Origin of the sequence: Streptomyces sp. NBC_00158 (assembly GCF_045160885.1) — a bacterium.
Taxonomy (GTDB): domain Bacteria; phylum Actinomycetota; class Actinomycetes; order Streptomycetales; family Streptomycetaceae; genus Streptomyces.
In genome coordinates, this window is sequence record NZ_CP108161.1 from 4,863,386 (window position 1) to 4,880,965 (window position 17,580).

The 17,580-nt window shown below is 69.8% G+C and carries 15 protein-coding genes and 2 tRNA genes; 13 read left to right on the forward strand and 4 right to left on the reverse strand.

Features of this window, described 5'->3' with window-relative positions; translation table 11 throughout:
• Window positions 1-63 precede the first annotated feature (63 nt).
• Window positions 64-258 carry a hypothetical protein gene (locus tag OG553_RS22370; RefSeq protein ID WP_385761390.1) on the forward strand — a complete coding sequence of 65 codons (195 nt, stop codon included), beginning with the start codon at window positions 64-66 and terminating at the stop codon, window positions 256-258.
• 76 nt (window positions 259-334) lie between these two features.
• Here OG553_RS22370 and OG553_RS22375 read toward each other — a convergent pair.
• A tRNA-Gly gene (locus tag OG553_RS22375) sits at window positions 335-405 on the reverse strand.
• A 178-nt stretch (window positions 406-583) separates the two neighbouring features.
• On the opposite strand from OG553_RS22375, the gene OG553_RS22380 reads away from it, so the two are divergent.
• The 5 genes from OG553_RS22380 to clpX all read left to right on the forward strand — a co-directional run bounded on the left by OG553_RS22380 (window position 584) and on the right by clpX (window position 5,322).
• Window positions 584-660, forward strand: a tRNA-Pro gene (locus tag OG553_RS22380).
• A 180-nt stretch (window positions 661-840) separates the two neighbouring features.
• Window positions 841-2,220, forward strand: a complete 1,380-nt coding sequence (tig, locus tag OG553_RS22385; protein ID WP_405980691.1) for a trigger factor — start codon at window positions 841-843, stop codon at window positions 2,218-2,220.
• Between the two features lie 286 nt (window positions 2,221-2,506).
• A complete protein-coding gene (locus OG553_RS22390) occupies window positions 2,507-3,124 on the forward strand; it encodes an ATP-dependent Clp protease proteolytic subunit (protein WP_405980692.1) in 618 nt (205 codons plus the stop codon).
• 104 nt (window positions 3,125-3,228) lie between these two features.
• Window positions 3,229-3,882 (forward strand): ATP-dependent Clp protease proteolytic subunit, encoded by a 654-nt coding sequence (locus OG553_RS22395; protein ID WP_405983107.1) that lies wholly within the window; start codon window positions 3,229-3,231, stop codon window positions 3,880-3,882.
• A gap of 153 nt (window positions 3,883-4,035) precedes the next feature.
• Complete coding sequence (clpX, locus tag OG553_RS22400; RefSeq protein WP_007264060.1) at window positions 4,036-5,322, forward strand: ATP-dependent Clp protease ATP-binding subunit ClpX; 1,287 nt, start codon at window positions 4,036-4,038, stop codon at window positions 5,320-5,322.
• A gap of 66 nt (window positions 5,323-5,388) precedes the next feature.
• Here the strand turns inward: clpX and OG553_RS22405 are convergent, their stop codons facing one another.
• A complete protein-coding gene (locus OG553_RS22405; protein WP_405980693.1) occupies window positions 5,389-6,420 on the reverse strand; it encodes a hypothetical protein in 1,032 nt (343 codons plus the stop codon).
• A 195-nt stretch (window positions 6,421-6,615) separates the two neighbouring features.
• Here OG553_RS22405 and OG553_RS22410 point away from each other — a divergent pair, with 195 nt between their 5' ends.
• Both OG553_RS22410 and OG553_RS22415 read left to right on the forward strand, forming a co-directional pair.
• Complete coding sequence (locus tag OG553_RS22410) at window positions 6,616-7,869, forward strand: RNA-guided endonuclease InsQ/TnpB family protein (RefSeq protein WP_405980694.1); 1,254 nt, start codon at window positions 6,616-6,618, stop codon at window positions 7,867-7,869.
• Window positions 7,866-10,514: a valine--tRNA ligase gene (locus OG553_RS22415; protein ID WP_405980695.1), complete on the forward strand. Its 2,649-nt coding sequence runs from the start codon at window positions 7,866-7,868 to the stop codon at window positions 10,512-10,514. Before OG553_RS22410 ends, OG553_RS22415 begins: the two co-directional genes overlap by 4 nt.
• Before the next feature lie 79 nt (window positions 10,515-10,593).
• Here the strand turns inward: OG553_RS22415 and OG553_RS22420 are convergent, their stop codons facing one another.
• Complete coding sequence (locus OG553_RS22420; RefSeq protein ID WP_405980696.1) at window positions 10,594-11,169, reverse strand: vitamin K epoxide reductase family protein; 576 nt, start codon at window positions 11,167-11,169, stop codon at window positions 10,594-10,596.
• 163 nt (window positions 11,170-11,332) lie between these two features.
• On the opposite strand from OG553_RS22420, the gene OG553_RS22425 reads away from it, so the two are divergent.
• The gene (locus tag OG553_RS22425; RefSeq protein ID WP_405980697.1) at window positions 11,333-12,481 is read left to right on the forward strand and encodes a sensor histidine kinase; all 1,149 of its coding nucleotides are present in this window, start codon (window positions 11,333-11,335) and stop codon (window positions 12,479-12,481) included.
• Window positions 12,482-12,511: 30 nt separating this feature from the next.
• Here OG553_RS22425 and OG553_RS22430 read toward each other — a convergent pair whose 3' ends face one another.
• Window positions 12,512-13,561, reverse strand: a complete 1,050-nt coding sequence (locus tag OG553_RS22430) for a rod shape-determining protein (protein WP_405980698.1) — start codon at window positions 13,559-13,561, stop codon at window positions 12,512-12,514.
• Window positions 13,562-13,678: 117 nt separating this feature from the next.
• Between OG553_RS22430 and OG553_RS22435 the strand changes: the two genes are divergently transcribed.
• From OG553_RS22435 to OG553_RS22450, 4 genes are all read left to right on the forward strand, one after another.
• Window positions 13,679-15,244, forward strand: a complete 1,566-nt coding sequence (locus OG553_RS22435) for a bifunctional folylpolyglutamate synthase/dihydrofolate synthase (RefSeq protein WP_405980699.1) — start codon at window positions 13,679-13,681, stop codon at window positions 15,242-15,244.
• A 7-nt stretch (window positions 15,245-15,251) separates the two neighbouring features.
• On the forward strand, window positions 15,252-15,611 hold the full coding sequence (locus tag OG553_RS22440) for a DUF4233 domain-containing protein (protein ID WP_405980700.1): 360 nt from the start codon (window positions 15,252-15,254) through the stop codon (window positions 15,609-15,611).
• Window positions 15,612-15,675: 64 nt separating this feature from the next.
• Window positions 15,676-16,086 carry a nucleoside-diphosphate kinase gene (gene ndk / locus OG553_RS22445; RefSeq protein ID WP_405980701.1) on the forward strand — a complete coding sequence of 137 codons (411 nt, stop codon included), beginning with the start codon at window positions 15,676-15,678 and terminating at the stop codon, window positions 16,084-16,086.
• Between the two features lie 316 nt (window positions 16,087-16,402).
• On the forward strand, window positions 16,403-17,422 hold the full coding sequence (locus tag OG553_RS22450; protein WP_030008578.1) for a rod shape-determining protein: 1,020 nt from the start codon (window positions 16,403-16,405) through the stop codon (window positions 17,420-17,422).
• The last annotated feature ends 158 nt before the right edge of the window (window positions 17,423-17,580 follow it).

Below are 17,580 nucleotides of genomic sequence, written 5' to 3' on the forward strand. Positions count from 1 at the left end.
TGTGGGGCGCGCAACGCCGCGCGCGCCGGGCCGGCCAGGGGACGACCGAAGGTGTGATCAGTAGTGGCCATTTCGCTGTCAGTGGTGGTTCTGTTGGCGGTCATCCTGGTGATCCTGATCCGCGGCAACCACATCAAGGCGGGCCCCGCGATCGTCGCGGTCCTCTTCGGGTTCTTCCTCGCGTCCAGCTCCATCGCCCCGGACGTGAACCGCTTCCTGAACTCCCTCGCGGACACCATCGCGGGCATCAAGCTCTGAAGCGGGAGCCCTGAAGCGGAAACGGCGAGGGGCCAGGTCCTGGAGAACGTCTCCGGCCTGGCCCCTCGCCATGAAGAGCGGGTGACGGGAATCGAACCCGCGTAGCTAGTTTGGAAGACTAGTGCTCTACCATTGAGCTACACCCGCAACACGCGCGCCGCAGGTCCGAGGACCGCGGCACGGACATCATCCTAGCGGGTCGCGCGGTGGGAGTGCACACCGCATTTCCCTCCGTGTCCGGCCCGCCCCGCACGCGCGTGCGCCCGCCCGGGAAAACCGGGGGCGTCGGAGGGTCTCCGGGCATGTACCCTACGTGTCGCACCGACGGGGTGTGGCGCAGCTTGGTAGCGCGTCCGCTTTGGGAGCGGAAGGTCGTCGGTTCGAATCCGGCCACCCCGACCACTCAGTACCGCCCGCGCCACCGATCATTCGCCAAGATCGCGTTGTGGGCTGATTGCCGCTTGCGGTTACTATGCAAGCTGCGTGCCCGTGTGTCTGATGTACCGGGCCGAATCCGCCGAGACCGCTGAATCGCAGCGTTCCGGCAGAACCCCCAGCAGTCAGCCACAAGGAGACCGAACCGTGAAGAGCGCCGTGGAGACCCTGAACCCGACTCGGGTTCGGCTCACTGTCGAGGTGCCCTTCGAGGAGCTCAAGGACAGCCTCGACGCGGCGTACAAGAAGATCAACCAGCAGGTCACGGTGAAGGGCTTCCGCAAGGGCAAGATCCCTGCCCGCGTCATCGACCAGCGCTTCGGCCGCGGTGCGGTGCTGGAGGAGGCCGTCAACGACGCCCTCCCGAAGTTCTACACCGAGGCCGTCAACGAGGCCGACCTGAACCCGCTGGGCCAGCCCGAGGTCGACATCACCGAGCTGAAGGACGGCGAGCTGCTGGCCTTCACCGCCGAGGTGGACGTCCGCCCCGAGATCGAGATCCCGGACTACTCCGGCATCGAGGTCGAGGTCGACGCGGTCGAGGTCTCGGACGAGGACGTCGAGAAGTCGGTCGAGCAGCTGCGCGGCCGCTTCGCGTCCACCAAGGACGTCGAGCGCGCCGCCGCCGAGGGTGACGTCGTCACCATCGACCTCGAGGCCAAGGTCGACGGCGAGGTCCTCGCGGACGGCGTCGCCACCGACGTGTCCTACACCATCGGTTCCGGCGAGCTCCTCGACGGCATCGACGAGGCCGTCAAGGGCCTGGAGGCCGGTGGCGAGGCCACCTTCACCTCGCAGCTGAAGGGCGGCTCCGCCGAGGGCAAGGACGCCGAGGTCACCGTCAAGGTCACCAAGGTCTCCGCCCGCGAGCTGCCGGAGCTGGACGACGAGTTCGCGCAGATGGCGAGCGAGTTCGACACCCTCGACGAGCTGAAGGCCGACAGCCGCAAGCGCCTCGAGAACATGAAGCAGTACGACCAGGCCACGCAGGCCCAGGAGCGCGTCCTGGAGAAGCTGCTGGAGCTCGTCGAGGTCCCGATCCCCGAGAAGCTCCTCGCGGACGAGGTCCAGACCCGCAAGCACAACCTGGAGCACCACCAGCTCGGCCAGATGGGCCTGGACCTCGAGAAGTTCCTCGAGATCCAGGGCAAGACGGTCGAGGAGTTCGACGCCGAGACCTCCGAGCAGGCCGTCAAGGGCATCAAGACCCAGTTCGTCCTCGACGCGCTGGTCAACAAGGAGAAGCTGGGCGTCAACCAGGAGGAGCTCACCGAGCACCTCATGCGCCGCGCGCAGTCCTCCGGCATGTCCCCCGACCAGTTCGCCCAGGCCGTCGTCGAGGGCGGCCAGGTCCCGATGCTGGTCGGCGAGGTCGCCCGCGGCAAGGCCCTCGCGGTCGTCGTCGAGGCCGCCAAGGTCGTCGACACCAAGGGTGAGGTCGTCGACCTCTCCGACGACGAGGACGAGACCGAGACGGCCGCCGAGGTCGTCGAGGCCGCCGTCGAGGGTGACGCCGAGGCCAAGTAACACCCCCGGGAGGCGCCCTCGCGGAGCCCCCTGAGCAGTGCCCCGAAGGGCCCGTACGCAGCCGCGTACGGGCCCTTCCGCTTGTCCCCGCGGGGCCCCCGGGACCTTGCGCTCCGAGCGAACAGTTCGGGAAGCGGGATGGCGTTGTCCGACCTGCGCGTTAGGGTCCATGAATACGAGGGCACGGGAGTACCCGAAGCCGGCGGGCATCGCCCCCCGGTAGGTCCGCGCCCCAGAACGAGACGCTGAGACGGCATGTGGCCGTCGGAGACGAGCAGGTGGATACGTGACGAATCTGAAGCCTTACGCCGCGGGTGAGCCGTCCATCGGTGGCGGCCTCGGCGACCATGTCTACAACCGGCTGCTCGGCGAACGCATCATCTTCCTCGGGCAGCAGGTCGACGACGACATCGCGAACAAGATCACGGCGCAGCTCCTCCTCCTGGCCGCGGAGCCGGAGAAGGACATCTACCTGTACATCAACAGCCCCGGTGGCTCGGTGACGGCCGGCATGGCGGTCTACGACACCATGCAGTTCATCCCGAACGACGTCGTCACCATCGGCATGGGCATGGCCGCCTCCATGGGCCAGTTCCTGCTCACCGGCGGCACCCCGGGCAAGCGCTTCGCCCTCCCGAACACCGACATCCTGATGCACCAGGGCTCCGCCGGCATCGGCGGCACCGCGTCGGACATCAAGATCCAGGCCCAGTACCTGCTGCGCACCAAGCAGCGCATGGCCGAGATCACCGCGCACCACTCGGGCCAGACCGTCGAGGCGATCATCCGCGACGGTGACCGCGACCGCTGGTTCACCGCCGAGGAGGCCAAGGCGTACGGCCTGATCGACGACATCATCGCGGCCGCGTCCCTCGCTCCGGGCGGCGGCGGCACCGGGGCCTGATCCCCGGCCGGCGCCCGGCGTCCCGTACGAGGACCCGTGCGCCCCGCCCGCCCGCGCCAGGCACCCACAGCCCGCAGAACGCCACCAGGACGGTGAACACCCAGATGCAGAACAACTTCTCCGCGAGCGGCCTCTACTCCGGCCCTCAGGTCGACAACCGGTACGTGATCCCGCGCTTCGTCGAGCGCACCTCGCAGGGCGTGCGCGAGTACGACCCGTACGCGAAGCTCTTCGAGGAGCGCGTGATCTTCCTCGGCGTGCAGATCGACGACGCCTCCGCCAACGACGTCATGGCGCAGCTGCTGTGCCTGGAGTCGATGGACCCGGACCGCGACATCTCGATCTACATCAACAGCCCGGGCGGTTCCTTCACCGCCCTCACGGCGATCTACGACACGATGCAGTTCGTGAAGCCGGACATCCAGACGGTCTGCATGGGCCAGGCGGCCTCCGCCGCCGCGGTCCTGCTCGCCGCCGGTACCCCCGGCAAGCGCATGGCCCTCCCGAACGCCCGCGTGCTGATCCACCAGCCCTCCGGCGGCACCGGCCGCGAGCAGCTCTCCGACCTGGAGATCGCGGCCAACGAGATCCTGCGCATGCGCGACCAGCTGGAGAGCATGCTGGCCAAGCACTCGTCGACGCCGATCGAGAAGATCCGCGACGACATCGAGCGCGACAAGATCCTCACGGCCGAGGACGCGCTGGCGTACGGGCTGATCGACCAGATCGTCTCGACCCGCAAGATGAACGCGGCCTGATCCTTGCCGCCACCGGCGCGGCCGCACCGCGGGATTCCGCGATGTGAACCGCGTCAAGGGGGCCCCGAACGGGGCCCCCGGCAAGGTACCGTCGGATATGAGGCACCAGGAGCGCTGAACCAAAGCGTCTCCCAGGCGAAGGGGAAGCACCTCGTGGCACGCATCGGTGACGGCGGCGACCTGCTCAAGTGCTCGTTCTGCGGAAAGAGCCAGAAGCAGGTGAAGAAGCTCATCGCAGGACCCGGTGTGTACATCTGCGACGAGTGCATCGACCTCTGCAACGAGATCATCGAAGAGGAACTCGCGGAGACCTCCGAGGTCCGGTGGGAGGAACTCCCCAAGCCCCGTGAGATCTACGAGTTCCTGGAGAGCTACGTCGTCGGCCAGGAGCCGGCGAAGAAGGCGCTCTCGGTAGCGGTCTACAACCACTACAAGCGCGTCCAGGCCGGCGAGAACGGCGGCGCGCAGGGCCGTGACGACGCGATCGAGCTCGCGAAGTCCAACATCCTCCTGCTGGGCCCCACGGGCTCCGGCAAGACCCTGCTGGCCCAGACCCTGGCCCGCATGCTCAACGTCCCGTTCGCCATCGCCGACGCGACGGCGCTGACGGAGGCGGGGTACGTGGGCGAGGACGTCGAGAACATCCTGCTCAAGCTGATCCAGGCGGCCGACTACGACGTCAAGAAGGCCGAGACGGGGATCATCTACATCGACGAGATCGACAAGGTCGCCCGCAAGAGCGAGAACCCGTCGATCACGCGCGACGTGAGCGGGGAAGGCGTCCAGCAGGCCCTCCTCAAGATCCTGGAAGGCACGACCGCTTCGGTGCCCCCGCAGGGCGGCCGCAAGCACCCGCACCAGGAGTTCATCCAGATCGACACGACGAACGTGCTCTTCATCGTGGGCGGCGCCTTCGCCGGCCTGGAGAAGATCATCGAGTCGCGCGCGGGCGCCAAGGGCATCGGCTTCGGGGCGACGATCCGCTCGAAGCGCGAGATCGAGGCGAGCGACCAGTTCCAGGAGGTCATGCCGGAGGACCTGGTGAAGTTCGGGATGATCCCGGAGTTCATCGGCCGTCTGCCCGTCATCACCTCGGTGCACAACCTGGACCGCGAGGCGCTCCTCCAGATCCTGGTGGAGCCGCGCAACGCGCTGGTGAAGCAGTACCAGCGGCTGTTCGAACTCGACGGCGTCGAGCTGGACTTCGAGCGCGAGGCCCTGGAGGCCATCGCGGACCAGGCGATCCTCCGCCAGACGGGCGCGCGCGGCCTGCGCGCCATCATGGAAGAGGTCCTGATGTCGGTGATGTACGAGGTCCCGTCCCGCAAGGACGTGGCCCGCGTGGTCATCACCGCCGACGTGGTCCGCTCCAACGTCAACCCGACGCTGGTCCCCCGCATCGTCCCGAAGGACCAGGGCCCGCACGAGAAGTCGGCGTAGCGGCAAGGACGTACGAGAAGGGGCGCTCCCGACCGGGGGCGCCCCTTCCGCGTACCTGCCGTGCGGTCACTTCTTGGCGCGGGCGGTCTTGTAGAGCTTCGAGGTCAGGTCGGAGTCCTGCTCCAGGGTGTAGCCCGGCTTGCTCGCGAGGATGGCGGCGGCGTCGCTGGCGGTGACCGTCGCCATGGTGCTGTAGTCGGCCCAGACGCACACCGGAACCGTGATCTCCTTGGGGCCCTTGGTGTTCGGGTCCTTCGAAGTGGCCTTGAACTCCTGGCACTTCATGATGGCGCCCTCGAACCCGTCGGGAGTGAACTCCTTGGGGCTGCCGATGAACTGGGCGTCCGACTTGCCGTCCTTGGCGATCTTCGCCTGCACCATGGCGAAGGCCCCGTCGACGGTCTTCTCCGGGTCGGCGATCTCGCCGTAGTAGCCGCTGAAGGTGAGGCCCTTGAACGTGAGCGGGTTCTTCGGGTCGCCGACGAAGTAGTCCATCCCCACCTGGGTGGGGTTCTTGATGCCCGCGGCCTCGACCTGCTGCTTGTCGGCGTCGCTGAGCTGCTTGGGCTGGTACTTCGGGTCCTTCTGGAACTCGCCCACCGACTCCGGGGCGACCAGCTTGTAGCCCTTCGTCTCGTCCGAGACCGAGCCGCCGGAGCCCAGGAACCACCAGGCGCCGCCCGCGATCACGGCGACGGCCACGACGCCCGCGATGACCGGGACGGCCTTCGACTTCTTCGGGGGTGCCGGCGGCGGGGGGACGTACGCGGGCGTCTGGGGCTGCTGCTGCGGCTGCTGGTAGCCGTACGCGGGCTGCGGGGCCGGCGGGGGCGGGGGAGGCGTCTGGTAGCCGCCCTGCTGGGGGTAGGCCGGGGGCGCCGGCTGCTGGGGGTAGGACGGCTGCGCCGGCTGCTGGGGGTAGGACGGCTGCGCGGGCTGCTGCGGGTAGGACGGGGCGGGGGGCTGCTGGGGGTAGCCGTAGCCGGGCTGCTGCTGGGGCTGCTGGCCGTACGGGTTCGGCTGCTGCGGGGGCTGCTGCCCGTAGGGACCTGGCTGCTGCGGCTGCTGGCCGTAAGGCCCCGGCTGATTGAAACTCATCCCGCGTCCCCCTGTGAGGTGTGCTTATCCGTTTCACACATCCTGGCGGAAGGCCGGGGCGGGAAGGACCTCGGGGTGTGGTTCAGTGCCGGACTGTTACCGCCATGGTGACAACAAGTTGCCCGAGCGGATCCTTTCCGGACAGTTGCGGTCATGTGCGCCGAAGGTGCACGGTCGCTCCCTAGGGAGCGGAACGTGCGGCTTCGCTACAACTACCGGGTGTACCCCGACGCCGACCAGCGCTCGGCGCTGGCGCAGGCGTTCGGTTGTGCACGCGTGGTGTGGAACGACTGCCTGCGAGCCCGCAAGGACGCGCATGCGGCGGGCATGCCGTACGTGTCCTCGTCCGAGCTGTCGAAGGCCTTCATCACCCGGGCCAAGCGGACGGAGGAACGCCGCTGGCTGGGGGACGTCTCCGCCGTGGTGCTCCAGCAGTCACTGAGGGACCTGGACACCGCCTTCCGGAACTTCTTCGCGTCGTTGAAGGACGGCAGGAAGGGGCGCAGACACGGCCCCCCGCGCTTCAAGCCGAAGAAGGACCCCCGGCAGGGCATCCGCCTCAACACCAACGCGTTCGTCCTGCGAGACGACGGCCGGCTGTACGTTGCGAAGGTCGGAGACCTGAAGGTCAGGTGGTCGCGGCCGCTGCCGGCTGCCCCGACGTCCTTGACGGTCATCAAGGACGCGGCCGGGCGCTACTTCGCCAGCTTCGTCGTCGCCGTGCGGCCGGACGGCCTTGCCGAGGTGGGCGCCGAGGTGGGGATCGATCTCGGTCTCACCACGTTCGCGGTCCTGTCCGACGGTTCGAAGATCTCCTCTCCCCGTTTCCTGCGGAGGGCGGAGAAGAAGCTGAAGAGGCTCCAGCGGGAGCTGTCACGGAAAGCGGACGGTTCGAGCAACCGGGCGAAGGCCCGGACCAAGCTCGCTCGCCAGCACGCCAAGGTCGCCGACCGGCGCAGGGACTGGCACCACAAGACGTCCACACGGATCGTCCGCGACAACCAAGCGGTGTACGTGGAAGACCTCGCGGTGCACGCCCTCGGCCGGACCGGGCTCGCCAAGTCGGTGCACGATGCCGGCTGGGGGGCCTTCCTGCGCATGCTGGAGTACAAGGCGGCCAAGCACGGCCGCCACTTCGGGAGGGTCGGCCGCTTCGTGCCGACCTCCCAGACGTGTTCCACGTGCGGGCACCGCGACGGGCCCAAGCCGCTGCACGTCCGCGCATGGACCTGTGCGGCCTGTGGCTCGCTCCACGACCGTGACGAGAACGCAGCGATCAACACCCTGGCCGCCGGACGGGCGGACAGGTCAAACGCCTCGTGGAGCGCGGGTAGGACCGGGACGAGAGCTCCGGCGCCGCGCGGTGAAGCAGGAAGCCGGCCCGGTCGGCCGGGCGGCACGTCAACGGTTTCAATACTGGACCGGCACGCCTCTAAACTGTGCCCGTGACCGAGAACACGCAGACACCCAGTGCCCCCAACTCCGAACTGCCGACCCAGTACGCGCCGGCCGAGGTAGAGGGGAAGCTCTACGAGCGCTGGGTAGAGCGTGGCTACTTCACGGCCGACGCCGCGAGCGAGAAGCCCGCGTACACCATCGTCATCCCGCCGCCGAACGTCACCGGCTCGCTCCACCTGGGCCACGCCTTCCAGCACACCCTCATGGACGCCCTGACCCGCCGCAAGCGCATGCAGGGCTTCGAGTCCCTGTGGCTGCCCGGCATGGACCACGCCGGCATCGCCACCCAGAACAAGGTCGAGCAGCAGCTCGCCGAGGAGGGCAAGTCCCGCCACGACCTGGGCCGCGAGGAGTTCGTCGAGCGCGTCTGGCAGTGGAAGGAAGAGTACGGCGGCAAGATCCTCGGCCAGATGCGCCGCCTCGGCGACGGCGTCGACTGGTCGCGCGAGCGCTTCACCATGGACGAGGGCCTGTCGAAGGCCGTCCAGACCATCTTCAAGAAGCTCTACGACGACGAGCTGATCTACCGCGCCGAGCGCATCATCAACTGGTGCCCCCGCTGCCTGACGGCCATCTCCGACATCGAGGTGGAGTACCAGGAGGACGCGGGCGAGCTCGTCTCCATCCGGTACGGCGAGGGCGAGGACAGCCTCGTCGTCGCCACCACCCGCGCCGAGACGATGCTCGGTGACACCGCCATCGCCGTCCACCCCGACGACGAGCGCTACAAGCACCTCGTCGGCCGGCTCATCAAGCTGCCGCTCACCGACCGCTCCATCCCGGTCGTCGCGGACGCGCACGTCGACCCGGAGTTCGGCACCGGCTGCGTCAAGGTGACGCCGGCGCACGACCCGAACGACTTCGCCATCGGGCAGCGCCACAACCTGCCCAATATGACGATCATGGACGAGCACGGCGTCATCACCGTCCACGGCCCCTTCCTCGGCCTGGACCGCTTCGAGGCCCGTTCCGCGGTCGTCGGCGCGCTGCGCGAGCAGGGCCGGATCGTCGCCGAGAAGCGCCCCTACCTGCACTCCGTCGGGCACTGCTCGCGCTGCAGCACCACCGTCGAGCCCCGCCTGTCGCTCCAGTGGTGGGTCAAGGTCGAGACGCTGGCCAAGGCCGCCGGTGACGCCGTCCGCGACGGCCGGGTCGCGATCCACCCCGTGGAGATGGAGAAGCGGTACTTCGACTGGGTCGACAACCTCAACGACTGGTGCATCTCGCGCCAGCTGTGGTGGGGCCACCGCATCCCGGTCTGGTACGGCCCGGACGGCGAGGTCGTCTGCGTCGGCCCCGACGAGGAGGCGCCCGCCGGCGAGGGCTGGACCCAGGACACCGACGTCCTGGACACCTGGTTCTCCTCCGGCCTGTGGCCGTTCTCCACACTGGGCTGGCCGGAGAAGACCCCGGACCTGGCGAAGTTCTACTCCACCGACGTCCTGGTCACCGGCCACGACATCATCTTCTTCTGGGTCGCCCGGATGATGATGTTCGGCCTGTACGCCATGGACGGCGAGGTCCCCTTCAAGACGATCGCGCTGACCGGCCTGGTCCGCGACGAGCGCGGCAAGAAGATGTCGAAGTCCTTCGGCAACGTCGTCGACCCGCTCGACTGGATGGACAAGTACGGCTCCGACGCCGTCCGCTTCACCCTGGCCAAGGGCGCCAACCCCGGCACCGACGTGCCGATCGGCGAGGACTGGGTCCAGGCGTCCAGCAAGTTCGCCAACAAGATCTGGAACGCCACGCGCTTCGCGCTGATGAACGGCGCCACGATCGAGGGCGAGCTGCCGCCGGCCGAGCAGCTGTCGGCCACCGACCGCTGGATCCTCTCCCGTCTGAACAAGACGGTCGCGCAGGTCGACGGCTACTACGAGGACTTCCAGTTCTCCAAGCTCAGCGAGGCGCTCTACCACTTCGCGTGGGACGAGGTCTTCGACTGGTACGTCGAGCTGTCGAAGACGACCTTCTTCGCGGGCGGCGAGCAGGCGAAGGTCTCCAGCCGGGTCCTCGGCGAGGTCATCGACGTGATGCTGCGCCTGCTGCACCCGGTGGTCCCGTTCGTCACCGAGACGCTGTGGACCACTCTGACCGGCGGCGAGTCCCTGGTGATCGCCGACTGGCCGAAGGCTGTGTCCGTTCCTGGCACTGACGCGCCGGGCGGTTTCCGCGACGAGGCCGCCGAGGCCGAGATCGAGGGCGTCCAGAACCTGGTCCGCGAGGTCCGCCGCTTCCGCAAGGAGCAGGGCCTCGACGACAAGCAGAAGGTTCCGGCCCGCCTGGACCTGTCCGGTACGGCGCTCGCCGCGCACGAGGCGGCCATCCGCCAGGTGCTCCGCCTCCAGCCTGAGGGCGACGCCTTCAGCGCCTCCGCGACCCTCCCGGTCGGCGGTGCGACGGTGGCCCTTGACCTGTCGGGCACCATCGACGTCGAGGCCGAGCGCAAGCGCCTGACGAAGGACCTGGGCGCCGCCGAGAAGGAGAAGCAGCAGGCCGAGGCGAAGCTGGCGAACGAGGCGTTCATCGCCAAGGCGCCGGACAACGTCGTGGACAAGATCAAGGGCCGTCTGGCCAAGGCCGAGGCGGACATCGCCCGGATCCAGGCGCAGCTGGCGGGTCTGCCCGCCGCCTAGTCGCGCAGCGGCGCCAGACGTACGAAGGCCCCCGCGCCGTCTCCGGACGGTGCGGGGGCCTTCGCGCGCGTGCGGACGTTCAGAGCAGGGCCGTCCCGAAGCGGGTCACGACCAGCGCGGCCACGGCCAGGTACAGGGCGGACGGGACCAGCCAGTGGGGGAGGGCGCGCAGCGGGGAGCCGGGGCGGGCCAGGTGCCGGGTGACGTACCAGAACAGCGGGATCATCACCGCCCAGACGGCCGTGCACCACGGGCACAGCGCGCCGATCACGTACAGGCACTGGGCGATCAGCCACAGGGTGAGGGCGAAGCCGGCGGCGAGGGCGGCCCACAGCCCCTGCCAGAGCCGGTGCGGGAGGCGGGCTCCGGCGGCGACCGCGAGGCCCAGGCCCGCGAGGGCGGCGAAGGCGGCGAGGCCGAGCAGGGCGTTGGGCGGGCCCAGCAGGTCGCTCTGCCAGGCGGTCATCACGTCGCCGCAGCTCAGTACGGCGTTGATGTTGCAGCCGGGGGAGAAGAGGGGGTCCTCCAGGGTGCGCAGGCGGTCGTGCAGGAGCGCGCCGGAGGCGAGGGCGCCGATGAGGCCGCCGGTGAGGAGGAGCAGTCCGGTGCGGCGGCCGCCGGTGCTCCGGGCTGCCCTGCTGTGCTCGGTGGTCATCCTGCCGACGCTACGGCGGCGGGTGCGGCCGGCGGCAGGGCGGAAGGTCCGCTCGGGGGAGGGGCTTCGGTCCCCTGTCACGGGCTAAGCGGAGTGCCGCATATCACTTGATATGTCCCAGTCGCCGATCCGATCCCGGCCGCGGACCCCCGATGATGGGGAGATGCACGTCAAGCCCGCCCCGACGGCGTTCCACCGGCTCGTGGCCTCCGGCCGCCGGATGGCCGAGGGCTGGGGCGCCTCCCCGCGTGCGCAGGACGTCCTCACGGCGCTGAGCTGCCTGGCCCTGATGGCGCTGGACCTCCCCGGGCTGGCCGCCGCCGACAACTCCCTCAACGGGGCCGGTGCCGCCGTCGTGCTCACCGTCGGCTGCTCGACGCTGCTGCTGCGGCGCCGGATGCCCTGGGCGGCGTACCTCACCGCCCTGGTGTTCATCGGCTGGCTGCACGAGCTGACGCTGATCCAGTTCGCCCTGTACTCCGTCGGCCGCTACCGGGGGCGCCGCGCCGCGGTCCTGGCCACCGTCGGGTACGTGGCCTTCGCGGTCTCGGTGTTCTGCGTGCCGGGCTGGCCCGAGCCGAGGGCCGCTACGCTCAGCTCCTTCCTCGGTCTGGTGGTGCCCATCGGGGTGCTCGCCTCGGCCGTCGGGATCGCCGCGTACCGGCACGACCTGGTGCGCGAGCTGGAGGCCAGGCGGGCCGAGTCGGCGGTGCTGAACGCCGTGCAGGAGGAGCGGACCTCCGTAGCCCGCGACGTCCACGACTTCGTGGGGCGGGAGCTGACCCTGCTGACGGTCCGCTCGGAGGTGCTGTCGATGCGGGCCCGCGAGACCCCGTACGCGAAGGACTTCGAGGAGCTGTCGGACACGGCCCGGCGGGCGCACCTGGTGCTCAACGAGATCATCGTGCAGCGCGGGGAGCGGGCCGCGACCCCCGGTGTGGACGGGCTGGCGGCGCTCGCGGAGGAGAGCGGGCGGGTGGGCTCCCCGGTGCGGCTGGCGATGGACCCGCAGGCGCACGGGCTGTCGCCGCTGCGGCAGGCGGCCGTGTACCGGGTGGTGCAGGAGTGCCTGACCAACGCGGCCAAGCACGCGCACGGCGAGACCGTCGAGGTGACGGTCCGGACGGACGGCCCGCACGTGCGGATCGCCGTCAGCAACGGCCTGCCGGACGGAGCCCCGGGCCGGGCCCCGGTCTCGGCGGGCTCGGGTACGGCGAGCATGGCCGAGCGGGTCCGCAGCCTGGGGGGCACCCTGACGGCGACGCGCACGCCGGACTCGTACGAGGTCGTGGCGGTGCTGCCGCGCGGCTGACCGGGGCCCGGCCCGATCCGGCGGGCGCGGTCAGGCCCTGGCGGGGGAGAGCAGGCCGCTGAGGGTGTCGAGGTCCTCGACGCAGCGGCCGGAGCCGAGGGCCACGCAGTCCAGCGGGGAGTCCGCGACGAACACCGGGATGCCGGTGGCGGAGGCGATGCGCAGGTCCAGGCCGGGCAGCAGGGCGCCGCCGCCGGTGAGGACGATGCCGTGCTCCATGACGTCGCCGGAGAGCTCGGGCGGGCAGTCCTCCAGGGTGGTGCGGACGGCCGCGATGATCGCCTCGACGGGCTCGTCGAGGGCGGCGCGGACGTCGGGCGCGGTCAGCTCCAGGGTCTTGGGCATGCCGCCGACCTTCTCGCGGCCGCGCACGGTGAAGGTCCGGGTCTCCAGCTCCGGCCGGTCCGGGACGGGCCAGGCGGAGCCGATGGCGACCTTGACGTCCTCGGCGGTGCGCTCGCCGATGAGCAGCGCGTGCTCCTTGCGCACGTAGTCCGTGATCGCGGCGTCCAGCCGGTCCCCGCCGACCCGCAGGGACTGCGAGGTGACGATCCCGCCCAGGGAGATCACGGCGACCTCCGAGGTGCCGCCGCCGATGTCCACCACCATGGAGCCGCGCGCTTCGGCCACCGGCAGGCCCGCCCCGATCGCGGCGGCCATCGGCTCCTCGATGAGGTGGACGGTCTTGGCGCCGGCCCGGGTGGAGGCGTGGATGATGGCCCGCCGCTCCACGGGGGTGACGCCGGACGGCACGCAGATCACCATCCGGGTGCGGGGGCGGCGGCCGGGCACGGCCTTGCGCACGAAGTGCCGGATCATTTCCTCGGCCGCCTCGTAGTCGCAGATCACCCCGTCCTTGAGGGGGCGGATGGCGGTGATGGAGCCCGGGGTGCGCCCGATGGTCTCCTTGGCCTCTGCGCCGACGGCCAGGGCGGTGGTGGTGCCGGCCTTGACCGCCACCACGGACGGCTCATTGAGGACGATTCCGTGGCCGCGGGCGTAGACGAGGGTGTTCGCGGTGCCCAGGTCTATCCCTATGTCGCGGCTGGAAGCGGTCGTGGTGGTGCTGGCCTGCGGCATTTGTTCCCCTATCTCCTGCCCGCAAGGCTTGCATAACGATCAGGTCGCTTTCGCAGCCGAAGGTCCCGAAACGGCCGGGCCGAAAGTCCCGCGGGGCCCCGTCCGTAGACTGGACCCGTGAGTGAGCAGCAGCCCGAGAGCCACGACCGCGACCGCGACCGTCCCTTCGACGAGTTCGACCAGATCGTGGCGGAAGAGTCCGACCTCCCCCAAACTCTCGACTCCGCTCGAGCAGGGGGTACCCCCACCCCCGACCTGGCGGTGATCGAGGCCGGCAGCCGTACCCTGCGCGCCCAGGCCGGGCCGCCCGCGGGCGACCCCGTGCCGTCCCGCCCCGAGGACCCCGAGGTGGCGAAGGCGCTGCACGAGGTGGAGCAGGAGCTCGCCACCCGCTGGGGCGAGACCAAGCTGGAGCCGTCCGTCAGCCGGATCGCCGCGCTGATGGACGTACTGGGCGAGCCGCAGCACGCGTACCCGTCCATCCACGTCACCGGCACCAACGGCAAGACCAGCACGGCCCGCATGATCGAGGCCCTGCTGAACGCCTTCGACCTGCGCACCGGCCGCTACACCAGCCCGCACGTCCAGTCGGTGACCGAGCGGATCAGCCTGGACGGCGCGCCCATCAGCGCCGAGCGCTTCATCGAGACCTACCACGACGTGAAGCCGTACGTGGAGATGGTCGACGCGGCCGAGGAGTACCGGCTGTCGTTCTTCGAGGTGCTCACCGGCATGGCGTACGCGGCCTTCGCGGACGCGCCGGTCGACGTCGCCGTCGTCGAGGTCGGCATGGGCGGCAGCTGGGACGCCACCAACGTGATCGACGGGACGGTCGCGGTGATCACCCCGATCAGCCTGGACCACACGGACCGGCTCGGCTCCACGCCCGGCGAGATCGCCCAGGAGAAGGGCGGCGTCATCAAGCAGGACGCCACCGTCATTCTGGCGCAGCAGCCGGTGGACGCGGCGCAGGTGCTGCTGAAGAAGGCCGTCGAGGTCGACGCGACGGTGGCCCGCGAGGGCATGGAGTTCGGCGTCGTCTCCCGCGAGGTGGCGGTCGGCGGCCAGATGCTGACCCTGCGCGGGATGGGCGGCGAGTACGAGGGCATCTTCCTGCCGCTGTACGGCGCCCACATGGCGCACAACGCGGCCGTCGCGCTGGCCGCCGTCGAGGCCTTCTTCGGCGTCGGCGGGGAGCACGCGCGGGAGCTGGACCTGGACACGGTGCGGCAGGCCTTCGCCTCGGTGACCTCGCCGGGCCGCATGGAGGTCGTGCGCCGCAGCCCGACGGTGATCCTGGACGCCGCGCACAACCCGGCGGGCGCCCAGGTCACCGCGGAGGCGGTCACCGAGGCCTTCGGCTTCAGCCGGCTGATCGGTGTCGTGGCGGCGAGCGAGGGCAAGGACGTCAAGGGCGTCTTCGAGGCCTTCGAGCCGATCTTCGCGGAGGTCGTGGTCACCGAGAACACCAGCCACCGGGCCATGGGCGCGGACGAGCTGGCGGCGATCGCGGTCGAGGTCTTCGGGCCGGACCGGGTGCAGGTGGAGCCCCGCCTGGACGACGCCCTGGAGGCGGCCGTCACCCTGGCGGAGGAAGAGGCCGAATACGGAGGGGCCGGCGTCCTGGTGACCGGTTCCGTGATCACGGTGGGCGAGGCCCGCCTGCTGTTCAAGAAGGGCTGAGGGATCGATGCGCACGCTCTGCGCGAGCACGCTGATCGGTGAATTCTTCATCGTCGGCTTCGCGGGCCTGGTGGCCATGAAGAACCCGGACCTGACGCAGGCCCAGGTGTGGACGGTCTGCGGTGTGACGATGCTGGTGTCGGTGCTGCTGTGCGGGATGCTGTCGCGCCCCGGCGCGGTGCAGATCGGCTGGGCGCTGCAGATCGGGCTGATCGCGAGCGGCTTCGTGGTGCCGACGATGTTCTTCCTGGGCGCGGTCTTCGCGGCCCTGTGGTGGTGCTCGGTGCACTACGGCCGCAAGATCGACGCGATCAAGGCGAGCTGGGCGGCCCGTCAGGCGGAAGCCGCAGCTCCTGACGCTGCGTGACGGTTCACCGTTTCGGCCCTGTAGATTCGTCGCACCGCACCCGTTTGCCGCAAGGAGTTGTCACATGACCCAGCGCACGCTCGTCATCCTCAAGCCCGACGCCGTCCGGCGCGGCCTGGTCGGCGAGATCATCGGCCGCATCGAGCGGAAGGCCGGCTGGACCATCCCCGCGCTGGAGCTGCGCACGCTGGACGCGGAGACCCTGGAGGCCCACTACGGCGAGCACAAGGGCAAGCCCTTCTACGAGCCCCTGATGGGCTTCATGGCGAGCGGCCCCGTCGTCGTCCTGGTCGTGGAAGGGGAACGCGCGATCGAGGGTGTCCGCCAGCTGGCCGGACCCACCGACCCGATCGCCGCGGCGCCCGGCTCCATCCGGGGGGACTTCGGCACCATCGTGCGCGAGAACCTGATCCACGCCTCGGATTCCGAGGAGTCCGCGGAGCGCGAGCTGAAGCTCTTCTTCCCGGCTCTCTGAGCGTAGCGGAGCATTCCCGAGCGCGCTTTCCTGACGAGACATCAGCCAAATAGCGCTCATGACCTGGGGCGACCGAAGTAATTTCGGTCGCCCTTCGGTATTCCCGGAAGGCTCCGGGAACGCATGGCAAGGACACGACGTCACCACTAAGGGGGCGGGTTGCCCGTCCGGCGCCATCGCCGGAGTCCCGTCGCGCGGTACCGGTCCTCGCGGCCTTACGATGGGGCCTCCACCCACACACCCACCTCGCCGACCTGACAGCAGCCGCTATCAACTGGAAGGCCAGACGCTCCTCATGGGGAACAAGGGGAACAACATGTCGTTCATCGGCCGTGACATGGCGATCGACCTCGGGACCGCCAACACGCTGGTGTACGTGAGGGGCCGGGGAATCGTTCTGAACGAGCCGTCCGTGGTCGCCATCAACACGAACACCGGTGGAATCCTGGCGGTCGGCTCCGAGGCGAAGAAGATGATCGGGCGCACGCCCGGCAACATCGTCGCCGTGCGGCCCCTCAAGGACGGCGTGATCGCCGACTTCGAGATCACCGAGCGCATGCTCCGGTACTTCATCCTCAAGATCCACAAGCGCCGCTACCTGGCGCGTCCGCGCGTCGTGGTCTGCGTGCCCTCCGGCATCACCGGAGTGGAGCGGCGCGCCGTCATCGAGGCGTCCACGCAGGCCGGCGCCCGCCAGGTGCACATCATCGAGGAGCCCATGGCCGCCGCCATCGGCTCGGGCCTGCCCGTCCACGAGGCCACCGGCAACATGGTCGTGGACATCGGCGGCGGCACCACCGAGGTCGCCGTCATCTCCCTCGGCGGAATCGTCACGGCGCAGTCCATCCGGGTGGCCGGCGACGAGCTGGACAACGCGATCATCCAGCACATCAAGAAGGAGTACTCGCTCCTGCTCGGCGAGCGCACCGCCGAACAGATCAAGATCACCATCGGGTCGGCGTACGACCTCGACAAGGACGAGCACACCGAGATCCGCGGCCGCGACCTGGTCTCCGGCCTCCCGAAGACCGTCGTCATCTCGGCCGCCGAGGTGCGCAAGGCCATCGAGGAGCCGGTGAACTCCATCGTCGACGCCGTCAAGACCACCCTCGACAAGTGCCCGCCGGAGCTCTCCGGCGACATCATGGACCGCGGCATCGTCCTCACCGGCGGCGGCGCCCTCCTGCGCGGCCTCGACGAGCGGCTGCGCCGCGAGACCGGCATGCCGATCCACATCGCCGAGGACCCCCTCGACTCCGTGGCCCTCGGCTCCGGCAAGTGCGTCGAGGAGTTCGAAGCCCTCCAGCAGGTCCTGGACGCCCAGCCCCGGCGGTGATCAAACCCCCTCCAACGGGGCATGCGGAACACAAGGATCCGCCGTACGGGTGCTACCGCGCCGGTACGGCGGATCGTTGATATACAGGCACAGTCCGGTGCAGCCCCGGCTCCGCCGGAGCGGCTCCGCCGCACGGGTTTTCTACGAGGAAGGCACGG

What these genes read in the sequence shown, in the direction of transcription:
- OG553_RS22395 (WP_405983107.1), top strand. Translation starts at nt 3,229, where the DNA reads ATGCAGAACAACTTCTCCGCGAGCGGCCTCTACTCCGGCCCTCAGGTC.
- OG553_RS22405 (WP_405980693.1), bottom strand. Translation starts at nt 6,420, where the DNA reads ATGAGTTTCAATCAGCCGGGGCCTTACGGCCAGCAGCCGCAGCAGCCA.
- OG553_RS22420 (WP_405980696.1), bottom strand. Translation starts at nt 11,169, where the DNA reads ATGACCACCGAGCACAGCAGGGCAGCCCGGAGCACCGGCGGCCGCCGC.
- OG553_RS22425 (WP_405980697.1), top strand. Translation starts at nt 11,333, where the DNA reads ATGCACGTCAAGCCCGCCCCGACGGCGTTCCACCGGCTCGTGGCCTCC.
- OG553_RS22430 (WP_405980698.1), bottom strand. Translation starts at nt 13,561, where the DNA reads ATGCCGCAGGCCAGCACCACCACGACCGCTTCCAGCCGCGACATAGGG.
- OG553_RS22440 (WP_405980700.1), top strand. Translation starts at nt 15,252, where the DNA reads ATGCGCACGCTCTGCGCGAGCACGCTGATCGGTGAATTCTTCATCGTC.
- ndk (WP_405980701.1), top strand. Translation starts at nt 15,676, where the DNA reads ATGACCCAGCGCACGCTCGTCATCCTCAAGCCCGACGCCGTCCGGCGC.
- OG553_RS22450 (WP_030008578.1), top strand. Translation starts at nt 16,403, where the DNA reads ATGTCGTTCATCGGCCGTGACATGGCGATCGACCTCGGGACCGCCAAC.